The 15,424-nt window shown below is 73.1% G+C and carries 17 protein-coding genes; 10 read left to right on the top strand and 7 right to left on the bottom strand.

Annotated features, from left to right (window positions below; genetic code table 11):
- Window positions 1-34: 34 nt before the first annotated feature.
- Entirely contained in the window at window positions 35-778 is a 744-nt protein-coding gene (locus DGO_RS21040) for a glycine-rich domain-containing protein (RefSeq protein ID WP_014684605.1), read from the top strand.
- Between the two features lie 26 nt (window positions 779-804).
- Here the strand turns inward: DGO_RS21040 and DGO_RS06080 are convergent, their stop codons facing one another.
- The 3 genes from DGO_RS06080 to DGO_RS06070 all read right to left on the bottom strand — a co-directional run bounded on the left by DGO_RS06080 (window position 805) and on the right by DGO_RS06070 (window position 4,344).
- Window positions 805-1,275: a C39 family peptidase gene (locus DGO_RS06080; RefSeq protein ID WP_014684604.1), complete on the bottom strand. Its 471-nt coding sequence runs from the start codon at window positions 1,273-1,275 to the stop codon at window positions 805-807.
- A 149-nt stretch (window positions 1,276-1,424) separates the two neighbouring features.
- Window positions 1,425-3,014 (bottom strand): peptide chain release factor 3, encoded by a 1,590-nt coding sequence (locus tag DGO_RS06075; RefSeq protein WP_043801310.1) that lies wholly within the window; start codon window positions 3,012-3,014, stop codon window positions 1,425-1,427.
- A gap of 412 nt (window positions 3,015-3,426) precedes the next feature.
- Window positions 3,427-4,344 (bottom strand): histone deacetylase family protein, encoded by a 918-nt coding sequence (locus tag DGO_RS06070; RefSeq protein ID WP_043801306.1) that lies wholly within the window; start codon window positions 4,342-4,344, stop codon window positions 3,427-3,429.
- 88 nt (window positions 4,345-4,432) lie between these two features.
- Here DGO_RS06070 and DGO_RS06065 point away from each other — a divergent pair, with 88 nt between their 5' ends.
- The 3 genes from DGO_RS06065 to DGO_RS06055 are packed head-to-tail and all read left to right on the top strand — an operon-like array spanning window position 4,433 to window position 6,431.
- On the top strand, window positions 4,433-4,906 hold the full coding sequence (locus DGO_RS06065; protein ID WP_145975263.1) for a putative antibiotic biosynthesis monooxygenase: 474 nt from the start codon (window positions 4,433-4,435) through the stop codon (window positions 4,904-4,906).
- The gene (locus DGO_RS06060) at window positions 4,903-5,937 is read left to right on the top strand and encodes an NAD(P)H-dependent flavin oxidoreductase (protein ID WP_043801302.1); all 1,035 of its coding nucleotides are present in this window, start codon (window positions 4,903-4,905) and stop codon (window positions 5,935-5,937) included. The genes DGO_RS06065 and DGO_RS06060 overlap by 4 nt, the downstream gene beginning before the upstream one ends.
- Window positions 5,925-6,431 (top strand): GNAT family N-acetyltransferase, encoded by a 507-nt coding sequence (locus DGO_RS06055; protein ID WP_043801298.1) that lies wholly within the window; start codon window positions 5,925-5,927, stop codon window positions 6,429-6,431. The genes DGO_RS06060 and DGO_RS06055 overlap by 13 nt, the downstream gene beginning before the upstream one ends.
- Here DGO_RS06055 and DGO_RS06050 read toward each other — a convergent pair.
- Complete coding sequence (locus DGO_RS06050) at window positions 6,421-6,813, bottom strand: ACT domain-containing protein (protein WP_014684598.1); 393 nt, start codon at window positions 6,811-6,813, stop codon at window positions 6,421-6,423. The two genes, DGO_RS06055 and DGO_RS06050, sit on opposite strands and share 11 nt — an antisense overlap.
- A gap of 111 nt (window positions 6,814-6,924) precedes the next feature.
- Here DGO_RS06050 and DGO_RS06045 point away from each other — a divergent pair, with 111 nt between their 5' ends.
- The 4 genes from DGO_RS06045 (at window position 6,925) to DGO_RS06030 (ending at window position 9,953) form a co-directional block, all read left to right on the top strand.
- Window positions 6,925-7,293, top strand: a complete 369-nt coding sequence (locus DGO_RS06045) for a helix-turn-helix domain-containing protein (RefSeq protein ID WP_014684597.1) — start codon at window positions 6,925-6,927, stop codon at window positions 7,291-7,293.
- Between the two features lie 103 nt (window positions 7,294-7,396).
- Window positions 7,397-8,500: a S1C family serine protease gene (locus DGO_RS06040; RefSeq protein WP_043801294.1), complete on the top strand. Its 1,104-nt coding sequence runs from the start codon at window positions 7,397-7,399 to the stop codon at window positions 8,498-8,500.
- A gap of 61 nt (window positions 8,501-8,561) precedes the next feature.
- A complete protein-coding gene (locus DGO_RS06035; protein WP_050920699.1) occupies window positions 8,562-9,173 on the top strand; it encodes a helix-turn-helix transcriptional regulator in 612 nt (203 codons plus the stop codon).
- Window positions 9,174-9,347: 174 nt separating this feature from the next.
- On the top strand, window positions 9,348-9,953 hold the full coding sequence (locus tag DGO_RS06030; protein WP_014684594.1) for an HAD family hydrolase: 606 nt from the start codon (window positions 9,348-9,350) through the stop codon (window positions 9,951-9,953).
- Window positions 9,954-9,957: 4 nt separating this feature from the next.
- On the opposite strand, the gene DGO_RS06025 is transcribed toward DGO_RS06030, so the two are convergent.
- The 3 genes from DGO_RS06025 to DGO_RS06015 form a co-directional block, all read right to left on the bottom strand.
- Complete coding sequence (locus DGO_RS06025) at window positions 9,958-10,824, bottom strand: alpha/beta fold hydrolase (RefSeq protein ID WP_226991475.1); 867 nt, start codon at window positions 10,822-10,824, stop codon at window positions 9,958-9,960.
- A 50-nt stretch (window positions 10,825-10,874) separates the two neighbouring features.
- The gene (locus DGO_RS06020) at window positions 10,875-11,972 is read right to left on the bottom strand and encodes an acyltransferase family protein (RefSeq protein ID WP_226991474.1); all 1,098 of its coding nucleotides are present in this window, start codon (window positions 11,970-11,972) and stop codon (window positions 10,875-10,877) included.
- A 196-nt stretch (window positions 11,973-12,168) separates the two neighbouring features.
- Window positions 12,169-12,753, bottom strand: a complete 585-nt coding sequence (locus DGO_RS06015) for a DUF402 domain-containing protein (RefSeq protein ID WP_145975261.1) — start codon at window positions 12,751-12,753, stop codon at window positions 12,169-12,171.
- Between the two features lie 318 nt (window positions 12,754-13,071).
- On the opposite strand from DGO_RS06015, the gene DGO_RS06010 reads away from it, so the two are divergent.
- On the top strand, window positions 13,072-14,922 hold the full coding sequence (locus DGO_RS06010; RefSeq protein WP_043801290.1) for an alpha-amylase family glycosyl hydrolase: 1,851 nt from the start codon (window positions 13,072-13,074) through the stop codon (window positions 14,920-14,922).
- A 48-nt stretch (window positions 14,923-14,970) separates the two neighbouring features.
- Entirely contained in the window at window positions 14,971-15,342 is a 372-nt protein-coding gene (locus tag DGO_RS06005; RefSeq protein WP_014684589.1) for an NADH-quinone oxidoreductase subunit 15, read from the top strand.
- Window positions 15,343-15,424 lie beyond the last annotated feature (82 nt).

The raw sequence follows: 15,424 nt of genomic DNA, 5'->3' as shown, positions 1-15,424 counted from the left end.
TACGCACCGCCGAAACGAATCCCTGGAGGCAACGATGACCATCCACAGCGGCAGACCGACTCCCAATCCCGACCTCAACACCTGGCCCCTCCCCGACGGCCTTCGCGCCCGCCTGATGCGCGAACACGGCTGGAGCGCCGCCTTCGCGGAGCAGGCCGAGACCGAGTACCGCCGCTTCGTGTATCTCGCCACGCTGGGCCGGCCCGTGACCCCCTCGCCCGCTGTAGACGAGGTGTGGCACACCCACCTGATGTTCACCCGCGACTACTGGGGCGGGTTTCAGGCACTACTGCCTGCACCGCTGCACCACGAGCCCGGTACCGGCGACCCGGGGGACGCGGCCCGGCTGCGGGAACAGTATCTGGACACGCTGGCGCTGTACGAGCGCACCTTCGGCGAGGCGGCACCGGCCACCTGCTGGCCCCGCCCGGCGATACCCGCTACGAATCCGGCGCAGCGGCCCGCACCGGGCGGCCTGTGGGGCTGGGTGGTCGGCGCGGCGGTGCTGGGCCTGGGGGGCAGCGTCCTCACCGGCACGCTCCTGTTCCTGCTGCCGACTGCCCTGGTCTTCGGCATTCTGGCCCTGGCGGTCCTGCTCGGCCGCCGGGGGGGCCACTCCAGGCCCGGCGACGGCGCGGCCGGGGCCGGCGGGCTGGTGCTGTTCGGCCTGGATCTGGGCGGCGACGGCGGCAACACAGACGGTGGGGGGTGCGGCAGCAGCGACGGCGGCGGGGCCGGCTGCGGGAGTGGGTGCGGCGGCGGGGGATGCGGCTCCTAGCCGCCCCTCGTCTCTTCCCCCTCTCCCTACCCCACCGTCGCCCGCACGCGCGCCCGCAGTTGCGGGGGGTACAACACCGCGAACTGGCCCCTGTGGTCGGCCCACACGCGCGTAAAGTCGGCGTACCCCATCGCCACGTGGCCCAGCAGCGGGTCCATGAGTTCGACCTGGGCTGCGGCGTCGTCATAGCCCACGACCACGCGCCAGTGGGGAATGACGGTACCCGCACGCGGAATGTGCGATTGCAGGGCGATCAGGGGCAGGCCCTGACGGATGGCCGCGCGCACGGTGGCGAGCGAGCCGCCCGAGTACAGCCGCGCCTCCATGCCGACCTGCGGCGCGAAGTCCACGATGGCCTGGGCGGTCATGTACGAGCGCTCGGTGGGGCGGGTCAGGCGGCTCACATCGGCCAGGGCGACCTTCAATCCGAAATACCCCAGCACCTGCGTGATGCTCGCCGGGCCGCAGGCGTTGTAGGTCTGGCGGATGAGCGGCACGCCCTGGAGGGTATAGCCGGTGGGAACGGGCGCAGAGGCCGCGGACGCGGCCGACCCCAGGCACAGGGCGAGACAGAGGGAACGCAGCAGACGCACCCGCCGAGGATGCGCCTGTGGGCGTCACGCCAGTCTTTCAGGCGGCTGGGAGATCAGACCCGCGTGAGGTCGCGGGGCAGCGGCAGGAACTCGATTTCCGGGTGCTGCTCGGCGGTGTATTCGAGGTCGTACTTGCTGCGGAACAGCATGACCGGGCGGCCCTGGTCGTCTTCGACGTGCCGGGCGAACCGGGCCACGTTGCTGGGGTCACCCGCCAGCCAGCGCACCAGCCCGTAGCTCGTGACGTTCATCTCGACCTCCACGCCGTACTCCTCCGAGAGCCGCGCCTGGAACACCTCGAACTGGAGCGGGCCGACCGCGCCCAGATAGGGGTCGCGCGCGCCGTCGGTCGGGTAGAAGACCTGCACCACCCCTTCCTCGGCGAGCTGGGTCAGGCCCTTCATGAAGGCCTTGCGCTTGCCCACGTCCTTGAGGGCGATGGTGGCGAAGGTCTCGGGCGTGAAGCGCGGGAAGCTGGGCAGCAGCAGCTTGCCCTCCACACTCACCACGTCCCCGATCTGGAAGACGCCGGGGTTCACGAGCCCCACGATGTCGCCGGGATACGCTTCCTCGACCTTCTCGCGGTCCTGGGCGAACAGCGTGTGTGCCTGCGAGAGACGCAGCTTGCGGCCGGTGCGGGTGTGGGTCACGTCCATGCCGCGCTCGAAGTGCCCGGACATCACGCGCATGTAGGCGGTGCGGTCGCGGTGCTGCTTGCTCATGTTGGCCTGCAGCTTGAAGATGAAGCCCGCGAAGGGGGCGTCCGGCTCACGCTCGCCCTGGTTGGTCTCGACGGCCCCCGGCGGGGGCGCCAGCTCGACGAAGTTGCTCAGGAAATGCTCGACGCCGAAATTGTTCATGGCCGAGCCGAAGAACACCGGGGTCAGCTCGCCCGCCAGGAAAGCCGAGGCCTCGAATTCGGGCATGGCCCCCTGGATGAGTTCCACGTCCTCGCGCAGCTTGGCGGCGAGGTCCCGGCCGACCAGGGCGTCGAGTTGCGGGTCGTCCAGGCCGGCGGTCTGCATCGGCGCGCGGTGCTTGCCGCCCGAGGTGCGCTCGAAGGCCAGCACCTGCCCGGTCTGGAGGTCGTACACGCCCTTGAAATCCGGGCCGTCCCCGATGGGCCACGTGAGCGGCACCACCGTGATCTTCAGCGTCTCCTCGACCTGGGCGATGAGCTCGAAGGGGTCCAGGGCGGGACGGTCCATCTTGTTCACGAAGGTCAGGATGGGGATTTCGCGGTTGCGGCACACCGCGAACAGCTTCTCGGTCTGGGTCTGCACGCCGCGCGCCGCGTCGAGCACCATCAGCGCCGAGTCGGCGGCCGTCAGGGTGCGGTAGGTGTCCTCGCTGAAATCCTGGTGGCCCGGCGTGTCGAGCAGGTTGACGTGCCGGCCCCGGTACTCGAAGGTCAGCGCCGAGCTGGAGATGGAAATTCCGCGCTGCTGCTCGATGCTCATCCAGTCGGACTTGGTGTGCGAGCGCCCTTCCTTGGCGGTCACGCTGCCCGCTTCCTGAATGGCGCCTCCGTACAGCAGCAGCTTTTCGGTGATGGTGGTTTTCCCGGCGTCGGGGTGCGAGATGATGGCGAAGGTGCGGCGGCGGGCAATCTCGGTTTCGAGTTGGGCGGCAGGTGCGGTCATGGAAACTCCGGCGGGCCTGGGAACGGCCCGAGATGGCTTGGATTCTGGGAAAAACGCGCGTTCTCGACTCTCGCTAGGGGGGCGTGAGGAGAACGGTCATGCCCACAGTGTACCGCGTCCGGCCCCGGGTTCAGCCGCCGCGCACCAGCCCTTCCCGGAGAGCGTGCCGGAAACAGGACTGGACACGGACAGTTCCCCTGCTCGCGGTTTCCTCTGTCCGGGCCACGGGCGCCGGCCAGCTTGACGGCTGCACCACCCGGCCCTGCCCATCCGGACGGTCCGCCAGTGCGTCCGGCGCAGGACCAGATTCACCCCGACGCCCCCAGGCAGTTACGAGCTCCCGGGCTCCGATCCCCTCGCTCGCCAGGTCCTGTACCGGGCCACCGAGCCTGAACTGCCGGTGCTCTCCGCGCTACCGGACATAGGCCGCCAGCGCCGCCTCGACCGTACCCAGCCGCGCCCGTACGAGCTGCTCCGGCTCGCGGTGGTAACCCCCGGCCGTGACCATCACCAGGGGCAGCCGGGCCCGCGCCGCCCAGCGGAAGACCCGCTCGTCGCGGGCCCGCACTCCGTCCAGGCTCAGGGCCAGGCGGCCGAGCTGGTCGCCCGCCAGCACGTCGGCCCCCGCGAGGTAGTACACGAAGTCGGGCCGGAAGGCGGCCACCACCGGAGCGACCCGGGTGTCCAGCGCCGCGAGGTACTCGGCGTCCCCGGTGCCGTCGGGCAGATTCACGTCCAGGCCGCTAGTCTCCTTGTCGAACGGGTAGTTGCGGGCCGCGTGGACGCTGACGGTCAGCACCCGACTCTCACCCGCGAAGAGGCTGGCCGTGCCGTTGCCCTGATGCACGTCCAGGTCGAGGATCAGGATGCGCCGGGCATGCGCGTGGTCCAACAGCCAGCGCGCCGAGATCGCCACGTCGTTCAGGAAGGAGAACCCCTCGGCGTGCCCCGCGTAGGCGTGGTGGGTGCCGCCGCCGAGGTTCAGGCCCAGCCCGCCCGCCAGCGCGTCGCGGGTAGCGGCCAGCGTCGCGCCCGAGCTGCCCAGGCCACGCGCGACGATGCCGGGGGTCCAGGCGAAGCCCATCGCCCGCTCCTCGGCCCGCGTGACCTCGCCCGCGCGCCAGCGCCGCAGGTACTCGGCGTCGTGGACGCGCCCCGCCAGTGTCCAGGGCAGGTCGGGGGCGTCGAGCAGGGGCAGCCGCTCCTCGACCTGCCGCAGCAGGCCCAGCAGCACCTCGCGCGGCAGGAACTGGCGGCGGGGCGACGGCCCGGTCAGGTAGGCCGCGCGGCGGTAGGCGGTCCAGGCACGGGGAAAGTCGGGAAGGGTCATGCTCGCCGCGCAGGCTACGCCCCCGGACGCGCCGCTGCCGGGAGCCAGGCGACAGACGCGCCGCTCGGCCGCCGGGTAGGATGCGCCCGTGTCCGCGCCCAGCCCTCCTCCCTTCACCACCTCGCCGCTGAGGCTGATGGTCGCGCGCTGGCTGGGCATCTACCCGGCGATCACGCTGCTGCTGCTCGTGCTGGGGCCGCTGCTGCTGGGCCGCGTGCCCACCCCCGTCAGCGCCCTGATCCTGACGGCGATCCTGGTGCCGCTGACGCAGTTCGTGGTGTTCCCGCTCGTCGAGCGGCTGACCGGCGGGGGCTGGGTGCGCTTTCCGGTGCTGCACGGCCGGGCACGCTACCGCACGGCGCTGGTCGTGTGGGCCTGCACCTATCCGCTCATCACGGCCGTACTGCTGGCGACGCTGCCCGCCCTGCTGGGCCGCGTGCCGCTGCCGGTCGTGACCCTGGTCGTCACCCTCATCGCCGTGCCGCTCCAGTCGCTGGTCGTGCTGCCGCGCGTCATGCCGCTGGCCCTGGGCTGGATCCGGGGAGGCGCGGTGCGGTCATGACCCCCCAGGTCTCCAGTGCCCTGGCACGCCGCCTGGGCCTCACGCGCCCGGTGGTCCTCGCGCCGATGGCGGGGGGCATCGGCACGCCCGCGCTGGCCGCCGCCGTCTCGGAGGCGGGCGGGCTGGGCAGCCTGGGCGCCGCCTACCTGACGTCGGGGCAGATCACGGAGGCGGTCGCCGACCTCCGCGCCCGGACCGCCCGGCCCTTCGCCGTGAACCTGTTCGCGCCGGGCCACCCCGCACCGCCGACCCCGGCCCAGGTCGGGGCGGCGGCAGCCGAACTCGCGCCCTTCTGCGCGGCGCTGGGGCTGACCCCGCCCACCCTGCCCGCCCGGGCCGCCGAGGACTTCGCGGGGCAGTTCGCGGCGGTGCTGGAGGCGCGGCCCGCCGTCTTCTCGTTCGCCTTCGGGCGGCTGGATGCCGGGCAGCTCGCGGCCCTGCGCGCCCGGGGCATCCTGAGTCTCGGCACGGCGACCGGGCTGGACGAGGCGCGGCAACTCGCCCGGGACGGCGTAGACGCCGTGGTCGTGCAGGGCGGGGCGGCTGGCGGGCACCGGGGTGGCTGGGAGGACGCGGGCGACGAGCTGGCCGGCACTCTGGACCTGACCCGGCGCGCGGCGGCGGCCCTGGACGTGCCCGTGATCGCGGCGGGCGGCCTGATGATCCACGCGGACATACAGGCCGCGCTGGACGCCGGGGCCAGCCTCGCGCAGTGCGGCACGGCCTTCCTGCGGGCCGACGAGGCGGGCACCTCCGCCCCCTACCGCGCGGCGCTGGCGGCGGGCATGGCCCCCACCGGCCTGACCCGCAGTTTCAGCGGTCGTCCGGCACGCGGGCTGGTCAACGCCCTGAGCGCGGCCGTGCGTGCGCCCCTGCCCTACCCGTACCAGAACGCCCTGACCCGCGAGCTGCGCGCCGCCGGGGCCAGGGCGGGCGAGGCCGGCGTCCTGAGCCTCTGGGCGGGCGAGGGCTACCGGCTGGGGCGCGAGGGCACCGCCGCCGACCTCCTGGACCATCTGTGGCCGACCTGAGCCTGCGCCCCCTGCGGCCCGGCGACGAGGGCACGGCCGCGCGCTGGGGCCAGGACCGCGAGTTCTGTCTGGCGAACGGCTGGACCCCCGGTCTGAGCGAGCGGGTGCTACGCCGCCACTGGCTGACGGTCATGGCAGGGGTAGGGCCGGACTTCCTGCGCCTGGGCATCGAGGAAGACGGCCGCCTGATCGGGTACACGGACCTCGCGGACCTGACCCGCACCTCGGGCGAGTTCGGCATCGCGCTGGGCGACCCCGCCGCCTGGGGCCAGGGCCGGGGCACGCGCGCCGGGCGGCTGATGCTCGCGCACGCCTTCGGGCCGCTGGGGCTGCTGGAGGTCCGGGCTGAGGTCCACGCCCCCAATGCCCGCTCGCACGCGCTGATGCGCCGCCTGGGCTTCGTGCGCGCCGGCGAGGGCGAACCGGACCTCTACCGGGGCGAGCGGGTACCGGTGTGGCGCTACCACCTCACGCGGGACGCCTTTACCTTCTGACCGTCTGGCTGACGGTGTGGCCCGCCGCGCGCAGGGCCGCCACGGCGTCCGGCAGCCGCTCCTGCGCGACGAGCACGTAGTCGGTGTCGAAGGTGGACAGCGCGAAGATGCCCACGCCGGCGTCCCGCAGGGGGTTCAGCACGCCCGCCAGGACGCCGGTCAGCGTGAACTCGAAAGGGCCGTGCAGCCGCAGCGCCGCCCAGCCCTTCTGGGCGCGGACCCCGGCAGGCACCTGCGCGGCGCCGCACACCACGGACAGTTCGCCGGGCGCACGGGTCAGGGTCCACAGCTCGCCGGACAGGGCCCAGGCGGGCGGCGCGGCGGCTTCGGGAAGCTGGCATACGGCGTACTCGCCGCTCAGGACCGAGAGGGTCAGGGACATGGCACGCAGTTTAATTCATGCCAACTTGCGGCAACTGCCAGCAACCACTTGAACTTTGTCGCCAGATACCGCAAGATGACCTCACCTGACGGCAGGTGGCACAATCGGGGCATGGATGAAGTCCTGACCCTCGAAGAATTGGCCGCCTTCCTGAAGGTGAGCGAGACGACCGCCTACGCCCTGGTGCGCGGCGGCGAACTGCCGGGCCGCAAGGTCGGGCGCGAGTGGCGCTTTCTGAAAGCGCGCGTGGTGGACTGGCTGATGCAGGCCGGTCAGGAGGAACAGATGACCCAGGGAACCGTGCAACGCGACGAACAGGGCGGCGAGTACAAGCTGGAAGACGGGCAGGAATACGTGGCGCTATGGCTGCCCATGACGCGCGAGGAAAAGGCCGCGCAACTCGCCCGGGCCGAGCGCGAGGGCGTGAACGTGAGCGAGCTGGTCGCGGCGTATCTGCGCGACTGGGCCGCCGCCCGCTAGGCCGCCCCGCCCAGGCCCCCATCCCGGCCCCCCCATCCGGCCAGGGTGGGGGCCTCTCCGTTTGCCGGGCGCGGTTTTTGCCGGGGAAGCGCACCCTAGGGGCATGACGAATCTTTCCGAATTTTCCAGCCAACTGGCCGATACCGTCGAAGCGGCGGCCGCCAGCCTCGTGACCGTCCATGCCATGCGCCCCATCAGCGGCAGCGTGGTGGGCAAGGACCTCATCCTGACCGTGGCACACGTGCTGCACGGCGACGAGGTGACGGTGGGCACCCCCGACGGCCGCCGCCTGGGCGCCAGCGTGGTGGGCCGCGACCCCGGCAGCGACCTCGCCCTGCTGCGCGTAGAGGACCTGAATCTGCCCGCCCTGAGCACCGGCCCAGCCCCCCGCGTGGGCGAACTGCTGCTGGCGGTCGGTCGCCCCGAACGTGGCCCCCAGGCGTCCCTGGGCCTGGTGCGGCACGCGGGCACCGAGCGCGGCTGGCTGCCGGCGGGCGCCGAGCCCTTTCCGGGAATCAGCGGAGGCGCGCTGGTGGACGTGCGCGGCGCCCTGGTCGGCGTGCTGAACGCCGGCACCCCGCGCCGGGGCCTGCTGGCCGTGCCCGCCGCCCGCGCCCTGAAGGTCGCCGACCTGCTCGCCCAGACCGGCCGCGTGCCGCGCGGGTATCTGGGTCTCGCCACCCAGCCGGTCGTGCTGCCGGGTCCCGCCCAGGCCGATACGGCGCAGGCCGACATGGGCCAGTCCGGCACGGAGCAGGACGGTGCCCAGCATGACCGTCACAACCCCGAAGACGGGCGCGGGCCGCGTGGGCCCTGGGAACGTGGCCCCTGGGGCGGCCCCGGCCCGCGCGGCGGCGGACCCTGGGGCAAGCACGGTCCCTGGAACCGGGAGGACGGCGACCCCCGCATGACCGGACGCGGCCGGGGCCGTGACGAGCGCGGGCGCCCGGGCGGCTGGGGCCGGGGCACCCCCTGGCCCGAGGGCACCCGACTGGGCCTGACCGCCGTGCAGGTCGAGGCCGGAAGTCCCGCCGCGCAGGCCGGGCTGAAGATCGGGGACATCCTGCTGAGCCTGGACGGCGAGGGCCTGCGCCACCCGCGTGAGCTGATGGAGCGGGTGCAGGGCCGCGCCGGCGAGACCCTCACGGCCCGCATCCTGCGCGGCGGCGAGGAACAGGACGTGACCCTGACCGTCGGGGAGCGCTGAGGTGCCGGGCGCGGGAACGGCCCAGGCGGTCACAGGTGGCCCGCGCCCCTTAGCATCGGGCATGTCTGCCCTGCCCTCCGCGTTCGGCCTGCCCTCCGCGCGCGTGGTCATGCGCCCCGGCATCGGCGCGGCGGGGGTCTCGGCCCTGCTCGCCTCGGCCGGGGTGCGGGTGGTCACCGACCCCGAGGAAGAAGCCGACGTGCTGGTCGTCGACGACAGCTGGCTGGCCGAGCCGCAGGCCCTCGCCGGGGCGGCGGCCGTGGTGGCGCTGGGCTCGCCGGTGTGGGCCGCGCTGCTCGCCGAGTGGGTGCCGGGCGGCTTCGCGGCCCTGAGCGCGCAGGCCACCGCCGCCGAACTCCTGGCGGGCGTGCTGGGCGCGGCGGCGGGGCTGGCCGTGCTGCCGCCCGCCGCGCTGGGGCCGCTGGACCCGGCTGACGACCAGGACGACCTGGGTGACCTCACGGCCGGGGCGGACGTGGGCCTGACCCCGCGCGAACGCGACGTGCTGGAGCAGCTCGCGGCGGGCCTGAGCAACAAACGCGCCGCCCGCGAGCTGGGCGTGTCCGAGAGTACGGTCAAGTTCCACGTGCAGGCCCTCTACGCCAAACTGGGCGTGCAGAGCCGCGCGGGGGCGGTGGCGCGCGGCATCGCCCTGGGGCTGGTGAGCGTGTGATCTCTGGCGCCGGCCGGCCCCCGTGCCGGCCCGTCTCCGGGAAAAGGGAGAAGCCCGGGGCGGCACCGGAGAGGCGTCCGGTGCCCTCTTTCTGTCTCCGGGAACCGGGAGGGCCAAGGCCTTCCGTCCCCTCCTGCGCCCCCCCACGCCCGGCTTCTGGACTACCCTGGGCGCATGACTGTCAAGGCGCTGTTCTGGGATATCGGGGGCGTGCTGCTCACCAACGGCTGGGACCGCGAGCAACGCGCCCAGGTGCTCGCCAGCTTCGGCCTCGACGCGGCCGAGTTCACCGAACGCCACAAGCTCGCCGCGCCCGAGCTGGAGCTGGGCCGCATGACCCTGGCCGAATACATGGACCAGACGGTGTTCTACGAACCGCGCGACTTCACGCCCGCCGAGTTCCGCGCGGCGATGGAGGCGGTCAGCCAGCCTCATCCCGAGTCGCTGGCGCTGGCCCGTGAGCTATCGGCAGGCATCCGCATGTACGCCCTGAACAACGAGGGCCGCGACCTCAACGAGTACCGCATCGCCACCTGCGGCCTTCAGGAGTTCCTGCTGGCCTTTTTCACGTCGTGCTACCTGGGGGTCCTCAAGCCCAACCCGGCCATCTACCGCCTGGGCCTGAGTTTCGCCGGGGTACGCCCCGAGGAGGCGGTGATGATCGACGACCGCGCGCAGAACGTGCAGGCGGCCCGCTCGGTGGGTATGCACGCCGTACAGTTCCGGGACGCGGCGGGACTACGCGCCGAACTGGCGGCGCTGGGGGTGGGCCGGGTCTGACGCCTCAGAAGCCGTACTGCGGCGGCGTGCGGGCCTCAATGGCTCCGAAGAACCCGGCGAGGCGGCGCGCCAGCTCGGGCGTGAAGCGGTTGCCCCCCAGGTGCGGCCCGCTGACGTGGACGCGCGCGCTGAGGCCCACCTCGGCGTGCAGGAACACCTGATCGGCGTTGCCGGCCTGGGGCACGAGGCGGTCGTCCGGGCTGGACACCACGAACAGCGGCAGGGGCGGACGGCCCTCCAGGGCGCGCAGGGGGTCCAGACCCGGCAGGGGCGGCGTGGTCAGGCCGTAGGCCGCGCGGATTTCGGCGCGGCGGTCGGCCGAGGCCCGCCAAGCGGCGTCCAGGCTGACCCAGCCGTCGATGAGGGCCACCCCTTCCACGCCGTAGGGGCTGCCGGGCAGGGCGCTGCGCAGGGCCAGCAACCCGCCCATGCTCAGGCCCAGGGCGTAGGTGTGCCCGTTCCAGAAAAAATGGCGTGTGGCCTCGGCGTGGTCGCGCGCGGCCGTTTCCAGCGCCGCCGGGCTGCCCCAGGTGGTGGGGCCGCCGTCGCCGCTGAGCATCACCGCGAAACCCGACTCCAGCAGCCGGCCGGTCAGAACCGCCACGCCCGCACTGTCCCGCAGCCGCTCCGGCGACTGGGCACGCGGATGCGAGACGACCACGAGCGCGCAGGCCTCGGCGTGGCAGCGCGGCGGCACCCGCAGCAGCGACGCCTGGCCCGGCCCGCGCTCCAGGGGCTGCCAGAGGTCGTGGGCCGCCGCGCCCTGGGCAGGCGGCTGGGGGGGCAATGCCGGAACCGCCCGCGCCGCACCCAGGGACAGGGCCGGCAACAGGGCCAGGGCGAGCAGGAAGGTCCGGACAGGCAGCTTCACTGCCGAGCACTGTACGGCACGCGGGCGGGCGCTGCCTGACACCCCGCGCCTCAGCGGCCGAACAGCAGCGGACTCAGGGGGGTGCGCCGCAGCAGCCGGGCCAGCAGCGCGGGCAGCAGCAGCGCCAGCAGACCGTACAGCGCCGCCGTCCACAGCCGCCGGGTCTCGGAGCCGCCGGGCGGTTGCCAGCGCTCGAACACCTGGAGCAGCGCCGGGTGCAGCAGGTAGATCTGGAGGCTCACGGTGCCCAGCCATCCGAACGCGCCGCGCAGCCGGGGGGCCAGTTCCTTCCAGTGGAAGGCCGCGCCCAGCAGGGTCAGGGCCGTCAGGGAGGTATACAGCCAGCTGCGGACGTTGTAGCCCATGCTGCTCGTCAGGTCCCCGCTGAGGTAGTCGAGGGCGGTGGGCAGATAGGCCGCGTAGGCCAGCGCCGTGAGCAGCAGCAAGGCAGGCCAGCGCCGCCGCCACCACGCCGGAAACTCCGCGAAACGCGCCCCCACCCCCACCCCCAGCAGCACCGGCAGCAGGTACCACAGCACCGTACTCGCCGGAAACTGGAGCCGCCAGACCCCCCGGTTCAGCTCGTAGGCCCCCCACTGCGCCAGCAGCCCCAGCCCCAGCGCGAGGGTGATGTAGGGCTTCTTGCGCGCCAGCGGCAGCAGCAGCGGCAGCAGCAGGTACACCTCCAGCGCGACCAGCAGAAAATACAGGTGGTAGCTGGCCTTGCCGTACAGCAGGTAGAAACTCCACTTGTCGGGGTCGGTGAGGACCTCGGGGGGGCGCTGGCCGGTCCACACCGACCACAGCACGTACAGGGCGCTCCACAGCAGGTAGGGCCACAGCCCACGCGTCAGCCGCCGCCAGAAGTAGCGCCGCGCGTCGAAGCGCCGCAGCAGGCTGTTGGTCAGGACCGCGACCGACAGGAACACGAACGCCGGAACCGCGAAATGCAGCGAGCGGTTCAGGATGGACAGGAACTCGTACTCGGGCGTGCCGGGGGTGGCGTAGCGCAGCGCCATGCCCGAGGTGTGGTGCCCCACCACCTCGGTGATGGTCAGGCCCCGGAACACATCTACGGCGCTCAGTCGGCCACTGGCCGGCGCGGGCGGCACCTCGCCGTCCGGCGTGTCCGTACGGGTCGGGACCACGGGCCCGGCCGCGCCGGTCAACCCGGGAACCGTCCGGCGCGGCCACCCTGCCCGCCGGGCCTGGCCTCCCGGTCCCTCGTCCGCCTCATTCCCGGCACCGTAGCACGCGGCGGGCAAACGTCAGGTGAGGATTCCGGCGTTCCGCGCCGGTCCGCGCCCTAGCTGAACGGCGGCCAGGACGGCGTCCGGGGGCGGCTCAGCACTCGACCAGCGGCCCCGCCACGCCCGTCTCGGCCGGCGTACACCAGTCCAGCCGCAGGCCCTGCGCGCCCAGCCAGTCGTCCAGGCGGTAGCTCGCGTGGGCCAGGCCCGACAGGGTGCGGTGCGCGACCGTCACGGCGCGGTGCAGGTCGGCCTCACCGATCAGGTCGGCCGCCCTGGCCGCGAGCAGTTCGTCGGTATCGAGAATCTCGGCCCCCAGGCCGTCGTGGACCACCACGTCGAGGTACAGGTCGCGCACTGCCCAGAGGCCGTCCTCGCGCGACACCTGCGCCACGTCGATGTAATAGTCGTGCTCGCGCGGCCCGTGGAAATCGTAGCGGCACACCACGAGGTCGAGGTCCGGCAGCAGGTGCGCCTGCCAGTGGCGCACACGCGGATGCCGGTCGAAGTCGCGCGCCACGAAGAGGCCGTGAGGCCGCTCCTCGTAGGTCCGCACGGCGCGCACGCCGGTGTTGGTGTGATGTTCCATACGGACCGGGTCGTGCCGCTCGGTCTTGACCGGATGCGGCTGCCCAGACAGGCCGGCTTGCGGGCCGCGCGGCTCGGGGAGAGCGAACATGCACCAGCATAACCGGCGTTTCTGAGCTGTCTACAAGGCGGGTCAGCCAGGGGGGGACGGCCCGCCGCCCACCCCCGCCGGCAGGCCGTCCCCCGGTGTCCAGCACGTGCCCGCACCCGCCGGCCCCACCCTTGACCCCCCCCACCGCCGCGCGGCACACTTGGCGGCGCGGCCCAGGTTCCTGGGCGCTGTTCCGGCAGTCCACAATCCGCAGGCAACGCATGTCCCCGTGACACGACCTCTCCCCCGCCCCCGTGCCGGAGAGAGCCGCGTCGCGGGGAAGCGTGTTCTGCCTTCTCTGCGCCCTGGAGGCCCCCCATGTTCATTCCCACCCCCCGGCCCCCCGCCCAGCACGACCACACCCCCGCCTACACCTCACAGCTGGGCGTGCCGCAGGGAAGGCGCGTGACCGTGCGCCTGCGCTGCGAGCTGCCCGTCACCTCGGTGACGCTCAAGTACGTACACATCGGCGAGATCGAGACGGTGAGCGCCGCCGAGATCGCCGCGCCGCCCGCCGCTGCCGGTGAGGGCCGCTGGTTCGAGGCCGAACTGCCGCTCGCCGGCCAGCGGGTGCGCTACGCCTGGCAGCTCGACCTGGAGGGCGACCACCTCAACTTCACGCACCTGGGCCTGCACCACTCGCGCCGGGGCTTCCGGGGCTGGTTCCAGTACCTGCCCGGCCACGTGGCCCCCGAGTGGGCCTGGAGCGGCGTCTTCTACCAGATCTTCCCCGACCGCTTCCGCAACGGCGACCCCGGCAACGACGTGCAGACCGGCGAGTACGTCTATAACGGCCGCCCGGTCGAGCACGTCGAATGGAATACGCCGGTGGACGCCCACAACGACATCCACGGCCACTACGGCGGCGACCTGAACGGGGTGACGCAGGCGCTGCCGTACCTGCAACGCCTCGGCATCACGGGGCTGTGGCTCACGCCGGTCTTCACGTCGCCCAGCAACCACCGCTACGACATCACCGACTACCGCGCCGTGGACCCCCACCTGGGCGGCGAGGCGGCCTGGGACGAGCTGGTGCGGGAGGCGGACGCGGCCGGCATCCGCATCGTGCTGGACGGCGTGTTCAACCATACGGGCGACGAGAACGCGCTGTTCCGGGCGGCGCTGGCGAGCGAAGGCGCCCCCGAGCGCGAGCTGTTCACCTGGCGCGCGGCGGGCCCGGAGGGCGGGCTGAACTACCACGCCTTCATGGACGTGCCCACCCTGCCCAAGATCGACTACGGCAGCCCGGCGGCGGTGGCCGAGTTCCTGAACGGCGAGCGCAGCGTGGTGCGCCACTGGCTGCGCCGGGGGGCGGCGGGCTGGCGGCTGGACGTGGCCCACATGATCGGCTCGGGCGGCACCGACGACGACAACCTGCCCCTGCACCGCGCGCTGAAGGCGGCCGCCCGCGAGGAGCGCCCCGACGCCTACGTGTTCGGCGAGCGCTTCTTCGACCCTGAACATGCGCTTGGCGGCCAGGGCGAGGACGGCGCGATGAACTACCACGGCTTCGGGCTGCCGGTCATGCAGTGGGTCAGCGGGGGCACGCATTTCGGCGCGCCGAGCCGCCTGGACGGCCACGAACTCGTGGACATCCTGCACGACGCCTACCACGCCCTGGCGCCCCAGGTCGCGCTGAGCATGTTCAACCTGCTCGAATCGCACGACATCGGCCGGGCACTGTTCCGGGTCGGGGGCGACCGCACGCGTTTCCTGGCGGCCTTCACCCTGCTGATGGGCTACGCGGGCGTGCCCTGCACCTACTACGGCACCGAGGTCGGCGTGACCCAGAGCCGGGCCGGCAACATGCCCTGGTGCCGCGAGCCGATGCCCTGGGACGAGGAGGCCTGGGACCGGGAGCTGCTGGAGCGGGTGCGCGCCCTGATCGGGGTACGGCGCTCGGCACACGCGCTGCACCGGGGCCACCTGCAGTTCCTGCACGCCGAGGCGGACGCGGTGGCCTACCTGCGCGAGTTCACGCACGCGGACGGCCGCACCGAGCGCGCCGCCGTGGTCGCCAGCCGCCGCGCCGGGGCGCACGCCGTCACCCTGACCCTGCCGGACGGCGAATGGCGCGACGCCCTGAGTGGCGAGGTGCTGGGCGGTGAGGAGCTGGGCGGCGAGGTCACGCTGGACGCGGCGGGCGGGCGCATTCTGCTTCAGGGCTGAGGGGGCGCGGGCCTGCCCGGCGGCCGGGCGGGCTATGCTGGAGTTCCAATGACACACAGCGACTCGGCGTTGTACGCGGGGTGGACGGAACTTCTGGGCTGGCTGGAGGCCGAAGCGCAGGCGCGCGGGCTGACCTACGGCAAGGTCGCGGACTTCCCGGACTACATCTACCGCATGGAGCGGCCCTACGACCTGCCCACCACCGTCATGAGCGCGGGGGTCAGCTCGGGGGGCCAGCCGCTGCTCGTCGCGGCCGTCAGCCCGCGCCACGCCGACCTCAAGGCCGTGTCCCTGCGGCTGATGGGCGGCAGCAAGCACTGGCACCTGCACGCCGGCACGCGCGGACTGCTGGAGGGCAAGCGGCCCTTCACGCGCGAGCGGCTGGGCGCCGTGCTCGACGGGGCGCTCCGGGGGCTGTAGGCCCGGCTGCGGTCCCTCCCGGCCGCCACCGCGCCGGGCCGGGCCGCAATTTACGGTCCGGTAATGCCGGCTCCGTACAGTA

Origin of the sequence: Deinococcus gobiensis I-0 (genome assembly GCF_000252445.1) — a bacterium.
In the GTDB taxonomy this organism is placed as follows: Bacteria; Deinococcota; Deinococci; order Deinococcales; family Deinococcaceae; genus Deinococcus; species Deinococcus gobiensis.
Note: the sequence above shows the minus strand (reverse complement) of the source record. Positions and strands in the feature narration are given on the sequence as shown.

What these genes read in the sequence shown, in the direction of transcription:
- DGO_RS21040 (WP_014684605.1), top strand. Translation starts at nt 35, where the DNA reads ATGACCATCCACAGCGGCAGACCGACTCCCAATCCCGACCTCAACACC.
- DGO_RS06075 (WP_043801310.1), bottom strand. Translation starts at nt 3,014, where the DNA reads ATGACCGCACCTGCCGCCCAACTCGAAACCGAGATTGCCCGCCGCCGC.
- DGO_RS06070 (WP_043801306.1), bottom strand. Translation starts at nt 4,344, where the DNA reads ATGACCCTTCCCGACTTTCCCCGTGCCTGGACCGCCTACCGCCGCGCG.
- DGO_RS06060 (WP_043801302.1), top strand. Translation starts at nt 4,903, where the DNA reads ATGACCCCCCAGGTCTCCAGTGCCCTGGCACGCCGCCTGGGCCTCACG.
- DGO_RS06050 (WP_014684598.1), bottom strand. Translation starts at nt 6,813, where the DNA reads ATGTCCCTGACCCTCTCGGTCCTGAGCGGCGAGTACGCCGTATGCCAG.
- DGO_RS06045 (WP_014684597.1), top strand. Translation starts at nt 6,925, where the DNA reads ATGGATGAAGTCCTGACCCTCGAAGAATTGGCCGCCTTCCTGAAGGTG.
- DGO_RS06040 (WP_043801294.1), top strand. Translation starts at nt 7,397, where the DNA reads ATGACGAATCTTTCCGAATTTTCCAGCCAACTGGCCGATACCGTCGAA.
- DGO_RS06035 (WP_050920699.1), top strand. Translation starts at nt 8,562, where the DNA reads ATGTCTGCCCTGCCCTCCGCGTTCGGCCTGCCCTCCGCGCGCGTGGTC.
- DGO_RS06030 (WP_014684594.1), top strand. Translation starts at nt 9,348, where the DNA reads ATGACTGTCAAGGCGCTGTTCTGGGATATCGGGGGCGTGCTGCTCACC.
- DGO_RS06015 (WP_145975261.1), bottom strand. Translation starts at nt 12,753, where the DNA reads ATGTTCGCTCTCCCCGAGCCGCGCGGCCCGCAAGCCGGCCTGTCTGGG.
- DGO_RS06010 (WP_043801290.1), top strand. Translation starts at nt 13,072, where the DNA reads ATGTTCATTCCCACCCCCCGGCCCCCCGCCCAGCACGACCACACCCCC.
- DGO_RS06005 (WP_014684589.1), top strand. Translation starts at nt 14,971, where the DNA reads ATGACACACAGCGACTCGGCGTTGTACGCGGGGTGGACGGAACTTCTG.